This is a genomic window from Mycobacterium sp. NPDC050441 (genome assembly GCF_040655355.1).
Classification (GTDB): domain Bacteria; phylum Actinomycetota; class Actinomycetes; order Mycobacteriales; family Mycobacteriaceae; genus Mycobacterium.
Genome location: NZ_JBFAJS010000011.1, coordinates 154,361 through 173,457 on the forward strand (window position 1 = coordinate 154,361; position 19,097 = coordinate 173,457).

Annotated in this window: 21 protein-coding genes; 13 read left to right on the forward strand and 8 right to left on the reverse strand. The window is 67.4% G+C overall.

Going from position 1 to position 19,097, the window contains the following annotated elements:
- Positions 1-51 precede the first annotated feature (51 nt).
- The gene (locus AB0I14_RS27960) at positions 52-558 is read right to left on the reverse strand and encodes a general stress protein (RefSeq protein ID WP_358028866.1); all 507 of its coding nucleotides are present in this window, start codon (positions 556-558) and stop codon (positions 52-54) included.
- Positions 559-685: 127 nt separating this feature from the next.
- Here AB0I14_RS27960 and AB0I14_RS27965 point away from each other — a divergent pair, with 127 nt between their 5' ends.
- Positions 686-1,381, forward strand: coding sequence for a DUF4190 domain-containing protein (locus AB0I14_RS27965; protein WP_358028868.1), 696 nt, complete (start codon positions 686-688; stop codon positions 1,379-1,381).
- 43 nt (positions 1,382-1,424) lie between these two features.
- On the opposite strand, the gene AB0I14_RS27970 is transcribed toward AB0I14_RS27965, so the two are convergent.
- Positions 1,425-2,381, reverse strand: a complete 957-nt coding sequence (locus AB0I14_RS27970) for a CoA ester lyase (protein WP_358028872.1) — start codon at positions 2,379-2,381, stop codon at positions 1,425-1,427.
- A 25-nt stretch (positions 2,382-2,406) separates the two neighbouring features.
- On the opposite strand from AB0I14_RS27970, the gene AB0I14_RS27975 reads away from it, so the two are divergent.
- From AB0I14_RS27975 to AB0I14_RS27990, 4 genes are all read left to right on the forward strand, one after another.
- On the forward strand, positions 2,407-3,693 hold the full coding sequence (locus AB0I14_RS27975) for a CBS domain-containing protein (RefSeq protein WP_358028874.1): 1,287 nt from the start codon (positions 2,407-2,409) through the stop codon (positions 3,691-3,693).
- Positions 3,690-4,235, forward strand: coding sequence for a DUF1003 domain-containing protein (locus AB0I14_RS27980; protein ID WP_358028877.1), 546 nt, complete (start codon positions 3,690-3,692; stop codon positions 4,233-4,235). Before AB0I14_RS27975 ends, AB0I14_RS27980 begins: the two co-directional genes overlap by 4 nt.
- 146 nt (positions 4,236-4,381) lie before the next feature.
- Positions 4,382-5,668, forward strand: coding sequence for a lytic murein transglycosylase (locus AB0I14_RS27985; RefSeq protein WP_358029053.1), 1,287 nt, complete (start codon positions 4,382-4,384; stop codon positions 5,666-5,668).
- A gap of 49 nt (positions 5,669-5,717) precedes the next feature.
- Entirely contained in the window at positions 5,718-6,860 is a 1,143-nt protein-coding gene (locus AB0I14_RS27990; protein ID WP_358028880.1) for a P-loop NTPase, read from the forward strand.
- 4 nt (positions 6,861-6,864) lie between these two features.
- Here the strand turns inward: AB0I14_RS27990 and tatB are convergent, their stop codons facing one another.
- The 4 genes from tatB to sigE all read right to left on the reverse strand — a co-directional run bounded on the left by tatB (position 6,865) and on the right by sigE (position 10,102).
- On the reverse strand, positions 6,865-7,269 hold the full coding sequence (tatB, locus tag AB0I14_RS27995) for a Sec-independent protein translocase protein TatB (protein WP_358028883.1): 405 nt from the start codon (positions 7,267-7,269) through the stop codon (positions 6,865-6,867).
- A gap of 2 nt (positions 7,270-7,271) precedes the next feature.
- Positions 7,272-8,768 carry a trypsin-like peptidase domain-containing protein gene (locus AB0I14_RS28000; RefSeq protein ID WP_358028885.1) on the reverse strand — a complete coding sequence of 499 codons (1,497 nt, stop codon included), beginning with the start codon at positions 8,766-8,768 and terminating at the stop codon, positions 7,272-7,274.
- Between the two features lie 78 nt (positions 8,769-8,846).
- Positions 8,847-9,245, reverse strand: coding sequence for an anti-sigma E factor RseA (gene rseA, locus AB0I14_RS28005; RefSeq protein WP_166905835.1), 399 nt, complete (start codon positions 9,243-9,245; stop codon positions 8,847-8,849).
- 77 nt (positions 9,246-9,322) lie between these two features.
- Positions 9,323-10,102 (reverse strand): RNA polymerase sigma factor SigE, encoded by a 780-nt coding sequence (gene sigE, locus AB0I14_RS28010; RefSeq protein ID WP_358028889.1) that lies wholly within the window; start codon positions 10,100-10,102, stop codon positions 9,323-9,325.
- A 174-nt stretch (positions 10,103-10,276) separates the two neighbouring features.
- Here sigE and AB0I14_RS28015 point away from each other — a divergent pair, with 174 nt between their 5' ends.
- The 6 genes from AB0I14_RS28015 to AB0I14_RS28040 all read left to right on the forward strand — a co-directional run bounded on the left by AB0I14_RS28015 (position 10,277) and on the right by AB0I14_RS28040 (position 15,610).
- Entirely contained in the window at positions 10,277-10,921 is a 645-nt protein-coding gene (locus AB0I14_RS28015; protein WP_358028892.1) for an O-methyltransferase, read from the forward strand.
- Positions 10,922-11,038: 117 nt separating this feature from the next.
- A complete protein-coding gene (locus AB0I14_RS28020; protein WP_358028894.1) occupies positions 11,039-11,725 on the forward strand; it encodes a TetR family transcriptional regulator in 687 nt (228 codons plus the stop codon).
- Positions 11,722-12,615 (forward strand): ABC transporter ATP-binding protein, encoded by an 894-nt coding sequence (locus AB0I14_RS28025; RefSeq protein WP_358028896.1) that lies wholly within the window; start codon positions 11,722-11,724, stop codon positions 12,613-12,615. Before AB0I14_RS28020 ends, AB0I14_RS28025 begins: the two co-directional genes overlap by 4 nt.
- Positions 12,612-14,231 carry an ABC transporter gene (locus AB0I14_RS28030; RefSeq protein WP_358028899.1) on the forward strand — a complete coding sequence of 540 codons (1,620 nt, stop codon included), beginning with the start codon at positions 12,612-12,614 and terminating at the stop codon, positions 14,229-14,231. Before AB0I14_RS28025 ends, AB0I14_RS28030 begins: the two co-directional genes overlap by 4 nt.
- A gap of 19 nt (positions 14,232-14,250) precedes the next feature.
- The gene (locus tag AB0I14_RS28035; RefSeq protein WP_358028901.1) at positions 14,251-14,925 is read left to right on the forward strand and encodes an isoprenylcysteine carboxylmethyltransferase family protein; all 675 of its coding nucleotides are present in this window, start codon (positions 14,251-14,253) and stop codon (positions 14,923-14,925) included.
- A gap of 10 nt (positions 14,926-14,935) precedes the next feature.
- A complete protein-coding gene (locus AB0I14_RS28040) occupies positions 14,936-15,610 on the forward strand; it encodes an isoprenylcysteine carboxylmethyltransferase family protein (protein ID WP_358028904.1) in 675 nt (224 codons plus the stop codon).
- Here the strand turns inward: AB0I14_RS28040 and AB0I14_RS28045 are convergent.
- Complete coding sequence (locus AB0I14_RS28045) at positions 15,598-16,167, reverse strand: TetR family transcriptional regulator (protein WP_358028906.1); 570 nt, start codon at positions 16,165-16,167, stop codon at positions 15,598-15,600. The genes AB0I14_RS28040 and AB0I14_RS28045 overlap by 13 nt on opposite strands.
- Positions 16,168-16,286: 119 nt before the next feature.
- Here AB0I14_RS28045 and AB0I14_RS28050 point away from each other — a divergent pair, with 119 nt between their 5' ends.
- Both AB0I14_RS28050 and AB0I14_RS28055 read left to right on the forward strand, forming a co-directional pair.
- A complete protein-coding gene (locus tag AB0I14_RS28050; protein WP_358029056.1) occupies positions 16,287-17,114 on the forward strand; it encodes a lysophospholipid acyltransferase family protein in 828 nt (275 codons plus the stop codon).
- Positions 17,115-17,160: 46 nt separating this feature from the next.
- Positions 17,161-17,805, forward strand: coding sequence for a DUF4126 domain-containing protein (locus AB0I14_RS28055; protein ID WP_358028907.1), 645 nt, complete (start codon positions 17,161-17,163; stop codon positions 17,803-17,805).
- An 18-nt stretch (positions 17,806-17,823) separates the two neighbouring features.
- Here AB0I14_RS28055 and glgC read toward each other — a convergent pair whose 3' ends face one another.
- Positions 17,824-19,038 carry a glucose-1-phosphate adenylyltransferase gene (gene glgC, locus AB0I14_RS28060; protein ID WP_358028909.1) on the reverse strand — a complete coding sequence of 405 codons (1,215 nt, stop codon included), beginning with the start codon at positions 19,036-19,038 and terminating at the stop codon, positions 17,824-17,826.
- Positions 19,039-19,097 lie beyond the last annotated feature (59 nt).

Genomic DNA, 19,097 nt, shown 5'->3' on the forward strand with positions numbered 1-19,097 from the left:
CGTGACCTGCGGAACTTTGCCGCCGCAGCCCGCCCGTGGTGGCGTGACAGGTCAGATCGTCAAGCGCGCCAGCAGATCTCGACCCTGCTCGGCGCCCTGCGGGTCGCACAGGACGTCATAGCGGCCGGCGACCAGCTGCATCGTCGAACTGAAATCTCTTGTGCCGCGAGCCATCGCATACGGGATCGCCGAGGTGATCAAGCCGAAGAAGACACCGGCGACCAGGCCGGTGAGCAGCGCGCTCCACGGGTTGGGGCTGAAGAAACCGAGGATCAACCCGATGAACAGGCCGAGCCAGGCGCCGGACAGCACGCCGCCACCGAGCACTTTGGGCCAGCTCAGCCGACCGGTGACCCGCTCGACCTGCATGAGATCCACCCCGACGATCGTCACCTGCTGCACCGGGAACTGTTGGTCGGACAGGTAGTCGACGGCACGCTGGGCCTCTGCGTACGTCGGGTAGGAGCCGATCGGCCAGCCTTTGGGCGGCGTCGGCAACGCACCACGCGCACTGGGCGCGGCGCCCGGTGTCTGACCGGACTGAAACGGGCTCGTCATCGAACTTCACTCTCCTCCGCACCGCCTGCCCGGCGGCTGCTCTCGTTACAGCAACGCCCTCACACCGGAATTGGTGCCGGAATCACGCCCCCCTTGGCGTCATTGTCCGTGCGCTAGGTTGATCAGCATGACAAACGCGGACGGCAACGCGGGCGAAACGCCGCCATCCGACCCCGCTTCCCAGCCGTCTGAACCGTTGTCCAGCGGCTTCGAAGCACCTTCCATCGAGCACACCCAGGATCGACCGGATACCGGCGCGGCGCAACCGTCGTACGAGTTCGCGCCGCCGAACTCCGAAATCGGCGGGCCGTACCCGCCTGCGATCGACTACCCCGCCGACATTCCGTATGACTATCCGCCGCCGCAAGGTCTGCCGCCGTCGTTCCCCGGTGCCTCCAGCTATCCCCCGCCGCTGCCCGGGTATCCGCCGCCGCCCGGCTACGCGCCGCCGCCGCCGGGTTACGGCATGTCCGGGTACCCCGGATATCCCGGTGGTTATGGGATGCGACCGTCCAACCCCACCAACAGCATGGCGATCGGATCGCTGGTCGCGGCGATCCTCTCGTTGCCCCTGTTCGCCGCGTGCGGGATCGGGCTGCTACCCGCACTCGTCGGTATCGGTCTCGGGATCGTCGCGCTCAACCAGATCAAGCAGAGTGCACAGCCGGGCTTCGGTCCGCGGAGCGGACAATCAGGCTACGGCCCGCAGGTCGAGCAGCCGGGCCGCGGCCTGGCGATCGCCGGCATCGCGCTCGGCGTATTCGGCACCCTGATCAACGGAGTCTGGGTACTGCTCTTCCTGGGCGCCATACTCAACGGGTAGCACGGCGCCGCACCAAACCTGGTGCGGCACAGCATGACCCGACCTAGCTCGGCGGGCGGAACGGTTCGGCCAGCCGGCTCATCCCGGCCGCACGGCCCTTGCCCGCGATCACCAGTGCCATCTTGCGGCTGGCCTCGTCGATCATCTCGTCGCCCAGCATCACCGCTCCCCTGGACCCACCGGCCTGCGAGGTGTGCCACTCGTAGGCGTCCAGGATCAGCTCGGCGTGATCGTAATCGGCTTGGCGCGGGCTGAAGATCTCGTTGCCCGCCTCGATCTGGTCCGGATGCAGCACCCACTTGCCGTCATAACCTAGGGCAGCCGAGCGTCCGGCCACCCGGCGGAACCCGTCCACATCGCGCACCTTGACGTACGGCCCGTCGATCGCGCTGATGCCGCGGCTGCGCGCGGCGATCAGGATCCGCATCAGCACGTGGTGATGGGCATCGCCGATGTCATACCCGTCGGGCTGCCCGCCGACCTCCAGGGTGCGCATGTTGAGGCTGGCCGCCATGTCCCCGGGCCCGAGCACCAGCGCCTGCACCCGTGGGCCGGCCGCGATCGCGTCGACGTTGGTCAGTCCCTGCGCGTTCTCGATCTGTGCCTCGATGCCGATCCGGCCGGGTTCCAGGCCGTGGGTGCTCTCCAGCTGAGACAGCAGCAGATCGAGTGCCTGGACATGCGCCACCTCGGTCACCTTGGGCAGCACGATCAGGTCCAGCACCGCCCCGGCAGTGGAAACCACCTCGATCACGTCGGCGTAGGTCCACGGTGTGGTCCAGTCGTTGACCCGTACCCCGCGCAGCTGTCCTGCCCAGCCGTCGTCGGCCAACGCCGCCGCGACCTGTGTGCGGGCCGATGCCTTGGCCTCGGGGGCAACCGCGTCCTCAAGGTCGAGGAACACCTCGTCAGCAGGCAGACTCCTGGCCTTCTCGATCATCTTCAGGCTGCTACCCGGAACCGAGAGGCACGTTCTGCGGGGTCGATACGTGTTCTCCACGACCACAGTCTCTACCCTTTGACTCATGGCGGCGGTGAACAGGGTCTACGCGGCCCGGCTTGCGGGGATGGTGGTGCTGGGCCCCGACGGGGAGTCCATCGGCCGTGTCCGCGATGTGGTGATCAGCATCAGCATCGTCCGTCAGCAACCGCGAGTTCTCGGCCTGGTGGTCGAATTGCTCACCCGACGAAGGATTTTCGTTCCCATTCTGCGGGTCACCGCGATCGAGCCGGGCTCGGTGACACTGGCCACCGGCAGCGTGTCGCTACGCCGCTTCGCCCAACGACCCGGCGAGGTGCTGGTTCTGGGCCAGGTGCTGGAAACCCGGGTGCGCGTCGACGATCCCGACCTGGAGCAGCTGGCCGGAATCGACGTCGTGGTAGTCGATCTGGGCATCGAGCAGACCCGGACCCGTGACTGGGTGGTGACCCGGGTGGCGGTGCGCCCACAACGACGCCTGGGGCGGCGCACCAACATCCACGTCGTGGAGTGGCAGAACGTGCACGGCCTGACTCCGTCCGGCCTGGCGATGCCCGACCAGGGAGTGGCCTCACTGCTCGAGCAGTTCGAGGGACAACGACCGGTCGAGGTGGCCGAGGCCCTGCGCGAACTGCCGGTCAAGCGGCGCTACGAGTTGTACCGGGCGTTCGACGACGAGCGGCTGGCCGACGTGCTGCAGGAGCTGCCCGAGGACGAGCAGGCCGCGGTGCTGCGCCAGCTGAACACCGAGCGCGCCGCCGACGTCCTGGAGGCGATGGATCCCGACGACGCCGCCGACGTGCTGGGGTCGATGACCCCGGCCGATGCCGAGACCCTGCTGCGCAAGATGGACCCCGAGGATTCCGAGGATGTGCGACGGCTGCTGGCCCACTCGCCGGACACCGCGGGCGGCCTGATGACCAGTGAGCCGGTGGTACTCGCTCCCGACACCACCGTCGCCGAGGCGCTGGCGCGGATCCGCGACCCCGACCTCACCCCGGCGCTGGCCTCGATGGTCTTCGTCACGCGGCCCCCCAGCGCCACCCCGACCGGGCGGTACCTGGGCTGCGTCCACCTGCAGCGGTTGCTCCGCGAACCACCTGCGGCACTGGTCAGCGGCATCGCCGACACCGATCTGCCCAGCCTGAGCCCGGCCGACTCGCTAGCCGCGGTGACCCGCTACTTCGCCGCATACAACCTGGTGTGCGGCCCGGTGGTCGATGAAGAGAACCACCTGCTGGGTGCGGTTTCGGTCGACGACGTGCTCGACCACATGCTGCCCGACGACTGGCGAGAACGCGACGAGCCCGAGCTCCCGGTGGCAGGCTCATGAGCGAATCCTCCGCGCGTCAGCGGCTGGACACTCCGCGCACGAACCGCGGCTTCGGGCTGCACGTCGACATCGAGGCAGTGGGCGCGTTCAGCGAGTCGATCGCCCGCTTCCTCGGCACCGGGCGCTACCTGGCCATTCAGACGTTCGTGGTGATTGTCTGGATCGCCCTCAACATCGGTGTCTTTGCGTTCCAGTGGGATCCGTACCCGTTCATCCTGCTCAACCTGGCCTTCTCGACCCAGGCCGCCTATGCCGCCCCGCTCATCCTGCTGGCCCAGAACAGGCAGGAGAACCGGGACCGGGTCTCGCTCGAGGAGGACCGGCGCCGGGCCGAACAGACCAAGGCCGACACCGAGTACCTGGCCCGCGAGCTGGCGTCGCTGCGGCTGGCGGTGGGCGAGGTCGTCACCCGCGACTACCTGCGCCGCGAGTTGGAAGAACTGCGTGACCTGATCACCGACCTCACCTTGCCGGCCGATACCGAACGGGCGAACGCGAGCAAAGCCGACGGAGCTGAGCGCCGGTCCAAACGCGGTGGTTGATCTCGCTGTCGACCATTGTCGTAACAACGGAAACCGGGACTATGTATGGTGACTTGGTTCACAACATGGTATTTGGCCAAAGCTGACCGAAGGACGGGTAAGTGCGCGTAGGGGGAGGAGCGGTGATCGCAACCGCTCGGCGCCGTATGAGCCAGCTCGTGCGCTCGCCCGCGCTCGGCGTGGCCGTCCTGGCTCCCATCGTGCTGGTCGCCGGTGCCGGGTCTTCCGCTTCGGACGTCGACATGTCCAACGCCGCGGTCACGCCGCTGGCCGCCGTGGAACCCCACGTCGACCGCTCGGGTCCGGCAGTGGTCGCCGCGGCCAGGCCGCCGACGAACTTCCGGATCAAGGCGATGAACACGATCTCGGCTCCCCCGCCTGCGTTCGTCGTCAATAGTCCTGGTGCCCTTGGCATTCCGGGAACGTCACTGAAGGCGTACCGCAATGCCGAACGGATGATGGCCGCTGCCTACCCCGGCTGCGGGATCAGCTGGAATCTGCTGGCCGGTATCGGACGGATCGAGTCGGGGCACGCCAACGGCGGCGCCACCGACGCCCGCGGCACCGCGGTGCGCCCGATCTACGGCCCTGCTCTCGACGGCACCCTGCCGGGCAACGAGGTCATCATCCAGAGCGCGCAGGCCGGACGGGTCTCCTACGTCCGGGCCATGGGACCGATGCAGTTCCTGCCCGGAACCTGGGCCCGGTACGCCTCCGACGGCGACGGCGACGGCAAGGCCGACGTACAGAACGTGTTCGACTCGGCGCTCGCGGCGGCCCGCTACCTGTGTAGTGGCGGGCTCAACCTGCGCGACCAGTCCCAGGTCATGTCGGCCATCCTCCGGTACAACAATTCGGTGGCTTACGCCCGAAACGTGCTGGGCTGGGCCGCGGCGTACGCCACCGGTGTGGTGCCCGTCGACCTGCCTGAGATCACCGGGTCGATTCCCCCGATCGGCGATTCCCATCTGGACCATGCCGAAGGCCTCGGCCCGGGCCTACCGGCCGATGCCACCGGACTGCCCGCGGGCGATCCGCTGGCCCTGATCCCGCTGCTCAACCGCAACGAGACCGGCACGCAGAACGTCCCCGGATTCGCACCGGGCCAGGTGCTCGGCCCGCTGCCGGGTCCGGCGCAGGCCGTCCCGTCGGAGACGCCGGCCGCCCCGCCGCCATGGGTCCCGCCGTGGGAGCAACCGCCACGCCAGCCTGCGTGCGTGGTGTTCTGCCTGAGTGAACAGACTCCCCCGCCGGCTCCCGCTTCGCCGCTGGGGCCACCACCCCCTGCCCCTGGACCGGCACCGCAGCAGGCTCCGCCGCCGGGACCGTTGCCCGCCGCCCCGGTTGGCCCGCCGATCGAGGCCGCGCCTGCGGCTCCGGCACTTGGGCCGATGCCCGGCCCCGCCCCGGGACCGGCCCCAGGCCCTGCCTGATGCTGGCCTGAATCCAGCTCGCGGCGCCGTCGCCGTAGACTCGACGGTGATGTCCGAATCTGCCACTGAGCTGCAATCCGCGGTTCGCGCCGCGCTCGCCAAGGTGATCGACCCCGAATTGCGGAAGCCGATCACCGAACTCGGCATGGTCAAGAACATCTCGATCGAGGCCGACCACGGCGTGCATGTCGAGATCTACCTGACCACCGCGGCCTGCCCGAAGAAGACCGAGATCGCCGACCTGGTGACGGCCGCCGTCACCGACGTGCCCGGCACCGGCGCCGTCAAGGTGAGCCTGGATGTGATGAACGACGAGCAGCGCGCCGAACTGCGCACGCTGCTGCGTGGCGATTCCCGCGAACCGGTGATCCCGTTCGCCCAGCCCAACTCCCTCACCCGGGTCTACGCCGTGGCCTCCGGCAAGGGCGGCGTGGGCAAGTCCAGTGTGACCGTCAACCTGGCCGCCGCGATGGCAGCCCGCGGGCTGTCCGTCGGCCTGTTGGACGCCGACATCTACGGCCACTCGGTGCCGCGCATGATGGGCACCAACGATCGGCCGACCCAGGTCGACTCGATGATCCTGCCGCCCATCGCCCATGACGTGAAGGTCATCTCGATCGCCATGTTCACGCAGGGCAACACGCCTGTCGTGTGGCGCGGGCCGATGCTGCACCGGGCCCTGCAGCAGTTCCTGGCCGACGTGTACTGGGGCGATCTGGACGTGCTGCTGCTCGATCTGCCGCCCGGTACGGGCGATATCGCCATCTCGGTGGCCCAACTGATCCCGGGTGCCGAGATCCTGGTCGTGACCACTCCGCAGATGGCTGCCGCCGAAGTGGCCGAGCGCGCCGGTGCGATCGCATTGCAGACCCGTCAGCGCATCGCCGGCGTGGTGGAGAACATGGCAGGACTGCAGCTGCCCGACGGCACCGTCATGCAACTGTTCGGTGAGGGCGGCGGCCGTCAGGTGGCCGAGTCGTTGACCCGTTCAGTGGGCGCCGAGGTGCCGCTGCTGGGCCAGGTACCGCTGGATCCGGCGCTGGTGGCGGCCGGCGACTCCGGCGTGCCGCTGGTGTTGTCGGCACCCGAATCAGCGGCAGGCGCCGAGCTGCGCAAGATCGCCGATGGATTGTCGGCCCGCAAGCGCGGACTGGCCGGGATGTCGCTGGGTCTGGATACCGCGCGGCGCTAAGGCCCTACGTGGCGTCAGGGTCGAAGGTGGGGCCGGCCGACTTGTCTGTCGGGGTGGCCTCGATCTCGCTGGCGGGCTTGTCGCCCGGTACTGACGGCTGCTGATTCTTGCGGTCGTCGAAAGTGCCGGTCAGGAACGAATCGTCACCATCGAGCAGATGCTTGGTGATCGCTGCCCGAGGGGTCATGCCGCGTAGCTTCTGCAGTTCGGCAAGGGGTTCGCGAAGATCATCGAATTCCGGGCCGAGGTCCTGGCGCAATTGGCTGGTCGCTCCGCTGACGTAGTCGCGTGCCTGCTTCAAGGCACCGGAGGTCCAGCGGATCGCACCGGGCAGGCGTTCCGGCCCCAGGATCACCAGACCGGCGATCACCAGGACCAGCATCTCCCCCCACCCGATGTTGGCGAACACCGCTACTGCGCTTTTTGATCGTCGCCGATCGGCGTGACCATGAAGGTCATGGGCCGACCATCGCGGAGCACCTCGATCGGGGCCTCTTGCCCGATCTTGAGCTGACGTACGGCGACCACCATCTCATCGGCATCGGCGACCTTGCGGTCCCCGACCTTGACCACCACGTCGTTCTCCAGGATGCCGGCCCTGTCGGCCGGACCACCGCCGTTGACATTGCGGACCTGCGCGCCCGAGGCCACGCTGTTGCTGACTGTGACGGCGCTCAGCAGCAACGTCGGATGCGCGACCTTGCCCTCCTTGATCAGCGCCTCGACGGTTTCTTTGACCTCGTTGACCGGGATTGCGAAGCCCAGGCCGCTCGCGCTGTCCGACAAGGACTTTCCGGCCGTGTTGATCCCGATGACCTCGGAGGACATGTTGATCAGCGGGCCGCCGGAGTTGCCGTGGTTGATCGACGCATCGGTCTGCACGCCGTCGATCACGGTGTCGGTGTCAGAGCCTTCGCCCGAGAGCGGCACCGGCCGGTGCAGCGCGCTGATGATGCCGTGGGTGACGGTGCTGCGCAGGCCCAGCGGGGCGCCGGCCGCAATGACTTCCTCACCGACACGCAACTTCTCGGAGTCGCCGAGCCGCGCCACGACGAGGTTGTCGACGTTGTCGACCTTGAGCACGGCCAGATCGGTCTTGGGATCGCGGCCGACGAGGTTGGCCGGCACTTCCTTGCCGTCGTTGAACACGACGGTGATCTGGTAGTCGGCGGGCTTGCTCGCCGCATCGGAGATCACGTGGTTGTTGGTGACGATGTAGCCCTTGCCGTCGACCACGACGCCGGAGCCCTGTGAGCCCTCGGTCTTGCTCTTGGCCTCGATGGTCACCACCGAATCCTCGACCGCTGCGGCCACCGTGGCGAACCGGCCGGCGTCCGGGGACGGGAGGTCACCGGTCTCCAGCGTCACCTTCGAGGTGGTGAAGGCCTGCACGGTACCGGCGGTCTTCTGTCCGACCCAGCCACCGATCGCGCCGACCACGAGCGTGATCAGGAGCAACACGACCAGCGCGAGCCACGACACGCGGCCACCGAACAGCACCTCGCGGGCGCCCAGCTTGCCGATAGGGGCCGGTACGACCACCGGCGCGACGGGCGCCTGTGCGGGGGTGCCCAGCGCCGGGACGGCACCCGGATTGCGCCAGGGATCATCGATGTCGTCGTCACCGGCGTTCCGCTCGGCCTCGAGCGCCCCGGCATCGGTGGGATGACGCTGTAGTGAGTCACCGCCGTCGGAGGGACGGCTGAACGCCTCGGCCAGCACGGGATCCGGCGGTAGGTCCTTGGGGGCGTACTCGCCCTGGTCCTGGTACTTCTCCGCACCGAGGAACGAGCCGTCGACACCGGCGGGCCGACCGAACGTGCGCTGGGACAACTGGTCGACGGGTGGCCGCTCGACAGGGCGCGGTTCCAGACGGCCGCTCTCGTCGGACTGGTCCTGATTGGTCACCGGTGTATCACTCTCTATCGGAGCGCCCGCCCCAGCCGGATAGGCCGACGCCGGTCACTGATCGCCTTGTGGTCCAGCCTACCGGCGCTTACGCCGACTCCGCGTCGGGTCATCAGCAAACTGAGGCTGTTCACCGACGTCAGCCGAGGGCTGCGGACTGTGGTGCGGTATCTGCGACAACAGTCCCAACAGGGAATTCGGAATGGCTATCGGACAAGAGTCCCGCAATGCGGCCCGGGCCTGCCCCTGGGCATCGACCTCGGCCGCGCAGTCCGGGCAGAGGGACAGGTGGTGCGCGGCCCGCAGATGCGCGCTCATCCGCAGCTCACCGTCGACGAAGGCCGCGATGGCCTCCGTGGAAAGGTGCTCGGTGGAACCGAACTGCCGAGGTGCGCCTACCGGTGCGTCGCTCTGCGAGGCGAACTGCGCAGGCAACCAGGAGAATGCGCGACGGAACACGTGTCCCGGGTCGACCATCGCCCAGCTCCTCTCGCCACGACCAAATGTCCTGACCCGAATGTAGCGCGACCTGGCGCGCCGAACACCAACCACCACTAGGCGGATTTGGCGGTTTCCGGCGAGTGCTTCGCCAGGTACTCGCGCAAGGCCTGCCGACCGCGGTGAATGCGGCTGCGCACGGTGCCGAGCTTCACGCCCAGCGTGGCGCCGATTTCTTCGTAGGACAGACCCTCGATGTCACACAGGACCACGGCGGCGCGGAACTCCGGCGCCAGCGAGTCCAGGGCGGCCTGGAGGTCGGCCCCCAACCGCGAGTCGTGGTAGATCTGCTCAGGGTTCGGGTCGTCGGCGGGCACCCGGTCGTAATCCTCGGGCAGCGCTTCCATGCGGATGCGGCCGCGGCGACGGACCATGTCCAGGAACAGGTTGGTGGTGATGCGGTGCAACCAGCCCTCGAAGGTTCCCGGCTGGTAGTTCTGCACGGAGCGGAACACCCGGATGAACGTTTCCTGGGTCAGGTCCTCGGCGTCGTGCTGGTTACCCGAGAGGCGGTAGGCCAGCCGGTACACCCGGTCCGCGTGTTGGCGCACCAGCTCGTCCCATGAGGGCATGGCGGCCTGATCACCGGTGGCGTCGAAGACGGCGGTGCCGGTCAACTCATCGGACGGCTCTACCCATTCACCTGCGGTGAATTGCTCCAGATGTGCCATTGTCACCGGGGCGGCCTGGGTGGCAGGGTTCGAGGTAACAGCGTTCGCGCTCGTCGGATCCTCCTGATCACAGTTTTCACTCAGCTCAACACGACTGACGACGTCGCTATTCCAATTGCTGTCCTGGTTGTGCTGGGCGGTGCGCCAGCGGGCGCCGTGTTCCATGCGGATACCGTTCCTGATCCCGGTGTGGCAGGCATATGAGCAATCTGAACTTTCCCTGAGAAAGCCGACGACACGTCCGGTTACCTGCGTGAACCAGCGAATTTTCGTGGGTGATACCCGCCACCCGCGGGCGTGTCGCGACGACGCCCCCGGCCTCTGGCCTACGCTGCGGGCATGGTCAGCTCCAACCCCGGTCGCGCCGAGGCGATCGTCACGCATGCCGAACGGTCGATCTCCGAAGACGAGATCGTCGCGGCTGCGCGTGAGCGGGCCGAAGAACTCGGCGCGGGCGCGGTGACTCCTGCGGTGGGAGCGTTGCTCAGCGTGCTCGCGCGGCTCACCGGGGGCCGGGCCGTCGTCGAAGTCGGCACGGGCGCCGGCGTCAGCGGGTTATGGCTGTTGTCCGGCATGAGCGACGACGGCGTGCTGACCACCATCGACGTCGAGCCCGAGCATCAGCGCATCGCCAAGCAGGGGTTCAGCGAGGCCGGAGTCGGCCCGGGACGAACGCGACTTATCAGCGGTCGCGCCCAGGAGGTGCTCACCCGCCTGGCCGACGAGTCCTACGACCTGGTGTTCATCGACGCCGAGCCGATCGACCAACCGCAGTTCGTCGCCGAGGGGGTGCGCCTCCTGCGTTCCGGCGGCGCGATCGTGCTGCACCGAGCCGCGCTGGGCGGCCGGGCCGGCGACGCCTCGGCCAACGATGCCGAGGTCAGCGCCGTACGCGAAGCGGCCCGGCTGATCGCAGAGGACGAGCGGCTCACTCCAGTGTTGATCCCGTTGGGCGACGGCCTGCTCGCCGCCGCTCGCGACTGACCTCTCCCCCGCGGTTTTCGGGTACTAGGCGACTGCTCGCCGAACTTTCTTTCTTTACGGATTTCTGACGCACCACCCCCTTGACTCCGCACTGAACGCGCGTTTAGCGTACTAAACATGCGTTCAGTCGATGATCGAACAGCTATGGCCCGGATCCGTGACGCCGCGATCGAGCAGTACGGGCAACACGGATTCAGCGTGGGACTGCGCAGCATCGCCGAGGCCGCCGGCGTCAGCGCCGCCCTGGTGATCCACCACTTCGGCTCGAAGGAAGGGCTACGCAAGGCGTGCGACGCCTATGTGGCCGAGGTGGTGCGCGAGGCCAAGACCGAGTCGATGCAGAACAGTGACCCTGCGACCTGGCTGGCCCAGATGTCCGAGATCGAGTCCTATGCGCCGCTGATGGCATACCTGGTCCGCAGCATGCAGTCCGGGAGCGATCTGGCGAAGACGTTCTGGCGCACCATGGTCGACAACGCCGAGCAGTATCTGGAGGAGGGCGTGCGGACCGGGGTGCTCAAACCCAGCCGCGACCCTCGGGGGCGGGCGAGGTTCATGGCGATCTGCAGTGGCGGCGGGTTTCTGCTGTACCTGCAGATGCATGACGACCCAACAGATCTGGGCCGAGTGCTGCGCGATTACGGCGAGGACATGATGCTGCCCGCCCTGGAGCTCTACTCCGAGGGCCTGATGACCGACTCCACGATGTACGACGCCTTCCTACAACAGCGCGAGCAGGGCATCCCCTTCAGCTCAGCTTCCGGCACCGATACCCAGACCACCGACACCAAGGAGCCAGCGTGAACCACTCCGTCGAAATCCGCGGATTGACAAAGTCTTTCGGGCACACCAAGGCGCTCGATGGACTGAACCTGACCGTGTCCCCCGGCGACGTCACCGGCTTCCTCGGACCCAACGGGGCAGGTAAGTCCACCACGATCCGGGTGCTGCTGGGTCTGCTGCGCGCCGACGGCGGCACCGTCCGGCTCCTCGGCGGCGACCCGTGGCGCGACGCGGTCGCCCTGCACCGCCGCATCGCCTACGTTCCCGGGGATGTCACGTTGTGGCCCAACTTGACCGGTATGCAGGCCATCGACTTCCTGTGCCGGTTGCGTGGCAACGGCGTCGACACCCGGCGCCGTGACGAACTGATCGAGCGGTTCGAACTCGACCCGCACAAGAAGGCCCGCACCTACTCGAAGGGCAACCGGCAGAAGGTCGCCATCGTCGCGGCGTTCAGCTGCCATTCCGAGCTCTACATTCTCGATGAGCCGACTTCGGGGCTGGACCCGTTGATGGAACGGGCATTCCAGCAATGTGTAGCCGAGGTGGCGGGGCAGGGCGCCGCGGTCCTGCTGTCCAGTCACATCCTGGCCGAGGTCGAAAAGCTCTGCGACAACGTGACGATCATCCGGTCCGGACGCACGGTGCGTTCCGGCACCCTGGCCGAGCTGCGGCACCTGATGCGCACCAAGGTCACCGCGCGCACCCGCTCGGACGGCCGGGCACTGCAGAACACCCCCTACGTGCACGACTTCGCCAGTAACGAAGGCACGGTGACCTTCTCGGTGGACCGTGCCGACCTGGAGTTCACCCTGGAGCACCTGACCGACCTCGGCATCGAGGATCTGACCGTGACACCGGCCTCGCTGGAGGACATGTTCCTGCGCGAGTACCAGGGGGCGACCCGGTGACCACCGCAACCGCCCCGGCCCGGCCTGCCGGCCCGACCCGCGCGAGCACGTCCCCGTTGACCGGCATCGGAACGCTGCTGCGGCTGGCACTGCGCCGCGACCGGGTGCGGCTGAGCGTGTGGGTCGCCGCGCTCACCTTGATGATGGTGTACGCCCCCAACGCAATTCGCCTGGCCTACCCCGGCGAGGAACAACGCCTGGCCCGGGTCAACCTGCTCAAGACACCCGCCGGGATGATGCTCGGCGGGCCGATGTTCGGCGTCAACGAGACCGACCTCGGCGTGATGATGGCCAACGAACTGACCCTCACCCTGACCATCGCCACCTCGATCCTGGCCATTCTCACCGTGATTCGTCATACCCGGGCCGAGGAGGAGAACGGCAGCGCCGAGTTGGTGTTGTCCTCGGTGGTCGGCCGCTACGCACGTACCGCCGCGGCCCTGGCCCTGGTCGGCGGAGTCAACGCAGTGCTGGCAGTCACGATGACGCTGGCGATGGCCTCTACCGGCTTCGCAATCGTCGACACCGCCGCCATGAGCCTGGGCATCACCGGGGTCGCGATGGTGTTCGCTGCGGTCGCCGCCGTCACCGCCCAGCTCTGGCGCCAGTCTCGTACCGCGTCGGGCGCGGCGATGGCCACGCTGGCGGTCGCCGCGCTGGTTCGTGGGGCCGGTGACGTCATCGACAACTCCGGCAGCACCCTGAGCTGGTTCTCCCCCATCGCCTGGGCACAGCAGATGCGTCCGTTCGTCGATCTACGCTGGTGGCCGTTCGGGTTGTTGGTCATTCTGACGCTCGGATCGATGGCAGTCGCCGCCGTGCTCGAGAGCCGTCGCCAGTACGACGCGGGCACCATCGCATCCACGGGCGAGAAACCCGACGCCCCCGTCCTCACCGGCCCGCTGCGGCTGCACCTGACGCTGCAGCGCGGCCAGACCATCGGCTGGGCTGCGGGACTGTTCGTGGCCGGGCTGGTGTTCGGCTCGATGACGAAAGCGCTGTTGGATGCGGCCAAGACCAACGAGTTGATCGCGAGATTGCTGTCCACAACGGGCAATGACGGCATCTACACCACCATGACCCAGTTCCTCGCCGCGGCGGCCAGCGCGTACGTCGCGTCGGTGGTGCTGCGGGTGTACACCGACGAGCAGAACGGGCTGGGCGAGCCGGTGCTGGCCGGTGCGGTGTCACGCTGGCGCTGGCTGCTGGGCGCGGTCGGCTGCGCGTTGGTGGGGGCCGCAGTGCTGATGTTCTGCGGCGGCCTGGGCAACGGCCTCGGTGCCGGGCTGACGCTCGGCGAGCCGGGCACCGTCGTCCGCCTCACCCTGGCCGCACTGGCGTATCTACCGGCACTGGCGGTGGTGGCCTCGATCGCGGCCCTGGCCGTGGCCCTGCGTTCACCTTGGATCGCCTGGCTGGCAGTCACATTCGTGATCACCGCGTTGTACCTCGGGGCGCTGCTACGGCTCCCGCGCTGGTTGATCGAACTGTCCCCGGTGGGCCGGACCACCGTGCCGAGTCAGTTCCCCGCCACCGCACTGGTGGTGATGCTCGTCGTCGCAACGGTTTTGGCGGCCGTCGCGGGCTGGATCTATCGCAACCGCGACGCGGTGTGAACCGAAAAGGAGACAGTTGATGAAACTCGCATTTCAGACCATCGCATCGGGCCTGTTGGGCCTGGCGTTCTTCGTCGCCGCGCTGTTCTGGCCGGCCGGCACGTTCCACTATTGGCAGGCCTGGGTTTTCATCGCGGTGTTCATGGCCACCACCATGGTCCCGAGCATCTACCTCGCGGTCAGAGACCCCGCCGCCCTGCAACGACGCCTACACGGTGGGCCGACGGCGGAAACGCGGATCGTGCAGAAGATCGTCATTTGGGCGGTTACCGGCTCGGCCTTCGCGGCGTTCGTCCTCAGCGCTCTCGACCACCGGTTCGGCTGGTCGAGCGTGTCGATCGCGGTGGTCGTCCTCGGCAACGTCCTGGTCGCGGTCGGGCTCGTCCTTGCGCAAGCGGTGGTCTTCCAGAACAGCTTTGCCGGCGCCAGCATCCGAGTGGAGGACGAGCAACCACTCGTCTCGACAGGTCTGTACGGTCTGGTCCGTCACCCGATGTACTTCGGCGCCGTGCTGATGATGTTCGGCACTCCGCTGGCGCTGGGTTCCTACTGGGCCTTGCTGGTGTCCATCGTCTCGATACCGATTTTCGGAGTCCGGATCGCCGACGAGGAGAAGATGCTGCGCACCGAACTCGACGGCTACGACGAGTACACCGAGAAGGTGCGCTACCGGTTGCTGCCCTACGTGTGGTGAAGAGGGCGACGTGAAGATCGGTCTACAGGCAGCGGTGTCCTCCGTCGTCGGCTTCGCGGTCTTCGTGATCCTCGTGTTCGCGCCTGCCGGCACGTTCGACTACTGGCGGGGCTGGGTGTTCATCGCCGTGTTCTCCGCCGTCTCGTTGTTGCCGAGCATCTACCTCGCGGTACACGATCCCGCGGCACTGCGGCGCCGGATGCAGGCCGGGCCGAGATCCGAGTCCCGGCCGGTGCAGAAATTCGCGAGCGCGATGGCATTCCTGTTACTCGCGGTCATGATCGTGGCCAGTGCACTGGATTATCGGTTCGGATGGTCGGCCGTACCCACGGCTGTGTCGGTGCTCGGTAATGCATTGGTGGCGACCGGACTTGGCATCGCGATGCTCGTGGTCATCCAGAACAGCTATGCAGCCGCCAACATCACCGTGGAGGCCGGCCAGACGGTGGTATCCACCGGTCTGTACGGGCTCGTCCGCCATCCGATGTACGCCGGAAACGTGATCATGATGATCGGCGTACCGCTGGCTCTCGGCTCGTACTGGGCGCTGCTGCTCATGATCCCGGGGTTGGCTCTGCTCGGCGTGCGCATCGTCGACGAGGAGAAGATGCTGCGCACCGAACTGGACGGCTACGACCCGTACATCCAGAAGGTCCGCTACCGACTGCTGCCCTACGTCTGGTGAGCGACGATGCGGGCAGCGGCTTCGACCGCGGCCGCACGGCGTGAGGCGATTACGGCTGGGTCACGGGTGACCGCTTCGCGGCTCGGTAGATGCGCCCAGGCCAGTCCGATGCCGAACAGCAGCACGATCAGCTCGGTCGAATCCCAGACCGAGTCGACATGGCCGTCGGCCTGGGCGGCTTCGATCGCGGCGACTGCCTGGGCGTGTGGTGACGGACCGTCGGTCTGCGGTTCGTCGAGGGTGAACCCCTCCAGTTGGGCCCAGCGGATCATGCGCAGATGCTCGGGACGGCGGTAGGCCAGGTCGTAGATGTCGCCGACGAATTCGGGGACAGCGTCCGGCTGGAGAGTGACCGATCGGAAGAACTCGGCACCGTCGGCGGCGAACACCTCACGGAACAGGGTTTCCTTGTCCCCGAAGTGCGCGTAGAGCCGCTCCTTGCTGGCGTGCGCCGCCCGGGCGATCCGGTCGATCCGCGCCCCGGCGAGGCCGTACTGGGCGAATTCGGCGCGCGCCGCCGCGAGGATCTCATCACGCAGTTCCGTCGTGCTTCTCACAGGTGAATCATAACCAGACGAACTAGTTCGTTCGGTATTGTGGGTGCATGGGCAGCAATGCCACCGACCAATCCCCTCCGAAGGAGCCCTCCGTGGCCGTCACCGAGATCCACGCGATCATGAACCCACCCGCCCGCATCGAGAAGATGCGGCGCGTCGTGGAGACCGTCGCCGACGGAATCGACCCGCTGGTCAAGGTGTGCCAGCCCTATGTGGCCGGGCTGGAGAATCTCCCGCGCGACGGCCGATTCCTCTTGGTGGGCAACCACACCCAGTTCGGCACCGAAGGACTGTTGATCCCGTACGTGGTGCGCCGCGAGATCGGGATGCGGGTCCGGCCGCTGACCGACCGGCGGTTCGGCGGCCTGCCGGGGCCGGCAGGCGATCTGCTGGCCGCGTGCGGCGCCGTCGTCGGCGCGCCCGAGAGCGCAAATGAACTGATGCGGCACAACGAACCGATCCTGGTGTTCCCCGGCGGCGGCCGGGAGATCCCCAAGTTCAAGGGCGAGCAGTACAAACTGCGTTGGCAGGGTCGCACCGGATTCGCCCGGATCGCCGCCGAGCACGACTACCCCATCGTTCCGGTCGCCCTTGTCGGCGGCGACGACGTGTACGTGAGCCTTACGACGCGCGAGCACTGGATCGGACGACTCAGCGAGGCGGTGTCCGAGAAGCTGACCGGTCGCGGCGACATGGTATTACCCCCGGTGCGCGGCATCGGGCCGACGATGATCCCGCGCCCCCAGCGCATGTACCTGCGCTTCGCCGAGCCGATCAGCACCACGAAACCGGCGCGGGCCTCGGACACGAAATGGGTCGGCACCGTCAAGCAACGCACCCAGGAATCGCTGGAACAGAGCCTCGACGCACTGCTGGCTGTCCGCCACGAGGACCCCTACCGCGAACTGAGCCCTCTGGCCTGGCGCAACGCGGCCCAGAGCGGATAACGGCGAACCGCCGGGCACCGGGCCGAGTTAGCCGCATACTGCAGTGATGGAACTGTTGACCGGCTTCGGCCTGGCCACCGCGGCGGGGCTCAATGCCTACATCCCGTTGCTGGCCCTCGGCCTGCTGTCACGCTTCACCCATCTGGTGTCACTGCCGGCGGGGTGGTCGTGGCTGGAGAACGGCTGGGTGATGGCGATCGTCGCGGTATTGCTGGTCGTCGAAGTGGTCGCCGACAAGATCCCTGCACTCGACTCCGTCAACGACACCATCCAGACCTTCGTCCGGCCCACCGCAGGCGGCATCGTCTTCGGGTCGGGCACCGCTTCGGCGACCGCCGCCGTCGCCGACCCCGGCGCGTTCGCCCAGTCCGGCCAATGGATTCCGGTGGCGATCGGCGCCATCACCGCACTCGTGGTGTCGCTGACCAAATCGACGGTGCGTCCGGCCGCCAACATCGCCACCGCCGGAGTCGCCGCCCCGGTGCTGTCCACCGTCGAGGACGTCACCAGTGTCGGCCTGGTCTTCGTGGCGATCCTGCTACCGATACTGGTGCTCGTTGCACTACTGGCCCTGATCTGGGGCGCATTCCGGCTGTGGCGGTGGCGCAGACGACGGGTAGAGGCCAAGGTCGGCGTCAACGCACGCAGCAATGCCGCGCGCCGACCCGCCGCGGTAGATCCCTGGGAGTAGACCCGAGCGGGGGACGCGTCAGATCCACACACCCTTGCCGACGGCAACCACACCGCCCGCACTGATCGCGAACCGCTCACGGTCCTTGTCGAGGTCCACGCCCACCATCTCGCCCGGCCCCACCACCACGTTCTTGTCCAGGATCGCGTGCCGCACCACGGCGCCGCGGCCGATCCGCACCCCCGGCATCAGCACGCTGCCCTCCACGATGGCGCCGTCATCGACGACCACGTTGGAGGACAACACCGAATTGCGTACAGAGCCAGCCGAGATGATGCTGCCGGCGCCCACCACCGACTCCTGTGCCGAGCCGCCGTTGACGAACTTGGCCGGGGCCAGGTTCTCCGACTCACCGCGGATCGGCCAGCGCTTGTTGTAGAGGTTGAACACCGGGTGGACCGACACCAGGTCCATGTGTGCGTCGTAGAAAGCGTCCAGCGTTCCGACGTCGCGCCAATAGCCGTGGTCGCGTTCGGTCGCCCCGGGTACTTCGTTGTTGTTGAAGTCGTAGACCGCCGCCATCCCGTCGGACACCAGTCGCGGGATGATGTCGCCACCCATGTCGTGGTCGGAGTGGTCGTCGTCGGCATCCGCACGGATCGCGTCGATGAGCACCTTGGTGGTGAAGATGTAGTTGCCCATCGACACGAAGGTCTGCTCGGGATCGTCGGGCGTGCCCGGCGGGTCCGCGGGCTTCTCCACGAAATCCTTGATGCGCCCGGAGTCGTCGGCGTCGATGCAGCCGAACGCGCTGGCCTCCGCACGCGGCACCCGGATTCCGGCCACAGTCGCCCCGGCCCCGCTGTCGATGTGGAACCGCAGCATCTGCTCAGGATCCATGCGATACACGTGGTCGGCACCGAAGATGATGATGTAGTCGGGATCTTCGTCGTAGATCAGGTTGAGCGACTGGTAGATCGCGTCCGCCGATCCGGTGTACCAACGCGGCCCGAGCCGCTGCTGGGCCGGCACCGGGGTGATGTACTCACCGGCCAGACCCGAAAGGCGCCAGTTCTGGCTGATGTGACGATCCAGTGAATGCGACTTGTATTGCGTGAGAACGCAGATCCGTAGATAGCGGGCGTTGACGAGATTGGACAGCACGAAGTCGATCAGCCGGTAGGCACCGCCGAAGGGAACTGCCGGCTTGGCGCGATCGGCGGTCAACGGGTACAGCCGTTTGCCCTCTCCCCCGGCCAGAACGATGCCCAGCACATGTGGCAACTCCCTCATGCGTCCAAACCTATCCGCCAACCAGCACCGCGGCCAGCCAATGGCAACAGAAGTCTGCA

Coding starts and splice junctions, on each gene's coding strand:
- AB0I14_RS27960 (WP_358028866.1), bottom strand. CDS start 558: ATGACGAGCCCGTTTCAGTCCGGTCAGACACCGGGCGCCGCGCCCAGT.
- AB0I14_RS27965 (WP_358028868.1), top strand. CDS start 686: ATGACAAACGCGGACGGCAACGCGGGCGAAACGCCGCCATCCGACCCC.
- AB0I14_RS27975 (WP_358028874.1), top strand. CDS start 2,407: ATGGCGGCGGTGAACAGGGTCTACGCGGCCCGGCTTGCGGGGATGGTG.
- AB0I14_RS27980 (WP_358028877.1), top strand. CDS start 3,690: ATGAGCGAATCCTCCGCGCGTCAGCGGCTGGACACTCCGCGCACGAAC.
- AB0I14_RS27985 (WP_358029053.1), top strand. CDS start 4,382: ATGAGCCAGCTCGTGCGCTCGCCCGCGCTCGGCGTGGCCGTCCTGGCT.
- AB0I14_RS27990 (WP_358028880.1), top strand. CDS start 5,718: ATGTCCGAATCTGCCACTGAGCTGCAATCCGCGGTTCGCGCCGCGCTC.
- rseA (WP_166905835.1), bottom strand. CDS start 9,245: ATGGTCGACCCGGGACACGTGTTCCGTCGCGCATTCTCCTGGTTGCCT.
- sigE (WP_358028889.1), bottom strand. CDS start 10,102: ATGGAACACGGCGCCCGCTGGCGCACCGCCCAGCACAACCAGGACAGC.
- AB0I14_RS28015 (WP_358028892.1), top strand. CDS start 10,277: ATGGTCAGCTCCAACCCCGGTCGCGCCGAGGCGATCGTCACGCATGCC.
- AB0I14_RS28020 (WP_358028894.1), top strand. CDS start 11,039: ATGCGTTCAGTCGATGATCGAACAGCTATGGCCCGGATCCGTGACGCC.
- AB0I14_RS28035 (WP_358028901.1), top strand. CDS start 14,251: ATGAAACTCGCATTTCAGACCATCGCATCGGGCCTGTTGGGCCTGGCG.
- AB0I14_RS28050 (WP_358029056.1), top strand. CDS start 16,287: ATGAACCCACCCGCCCGCATCGAGAAGATGCGGCGCGTCGTGGAGACC.
- AB0I14_RS28055 (WP_358028907.1), top strand. CDS start 17,161: ATGGAACTGTTGACCGGCTTCGGCCTGGCCACCGCGGCGGGGCTCAAT.
- glgC (WP_358028909.1), bottom strand. CDS start 19,038: ATGAGGGAGTTGCCACATGTGCTGGGCATCGTTCTGGCCGGGGGAGAG.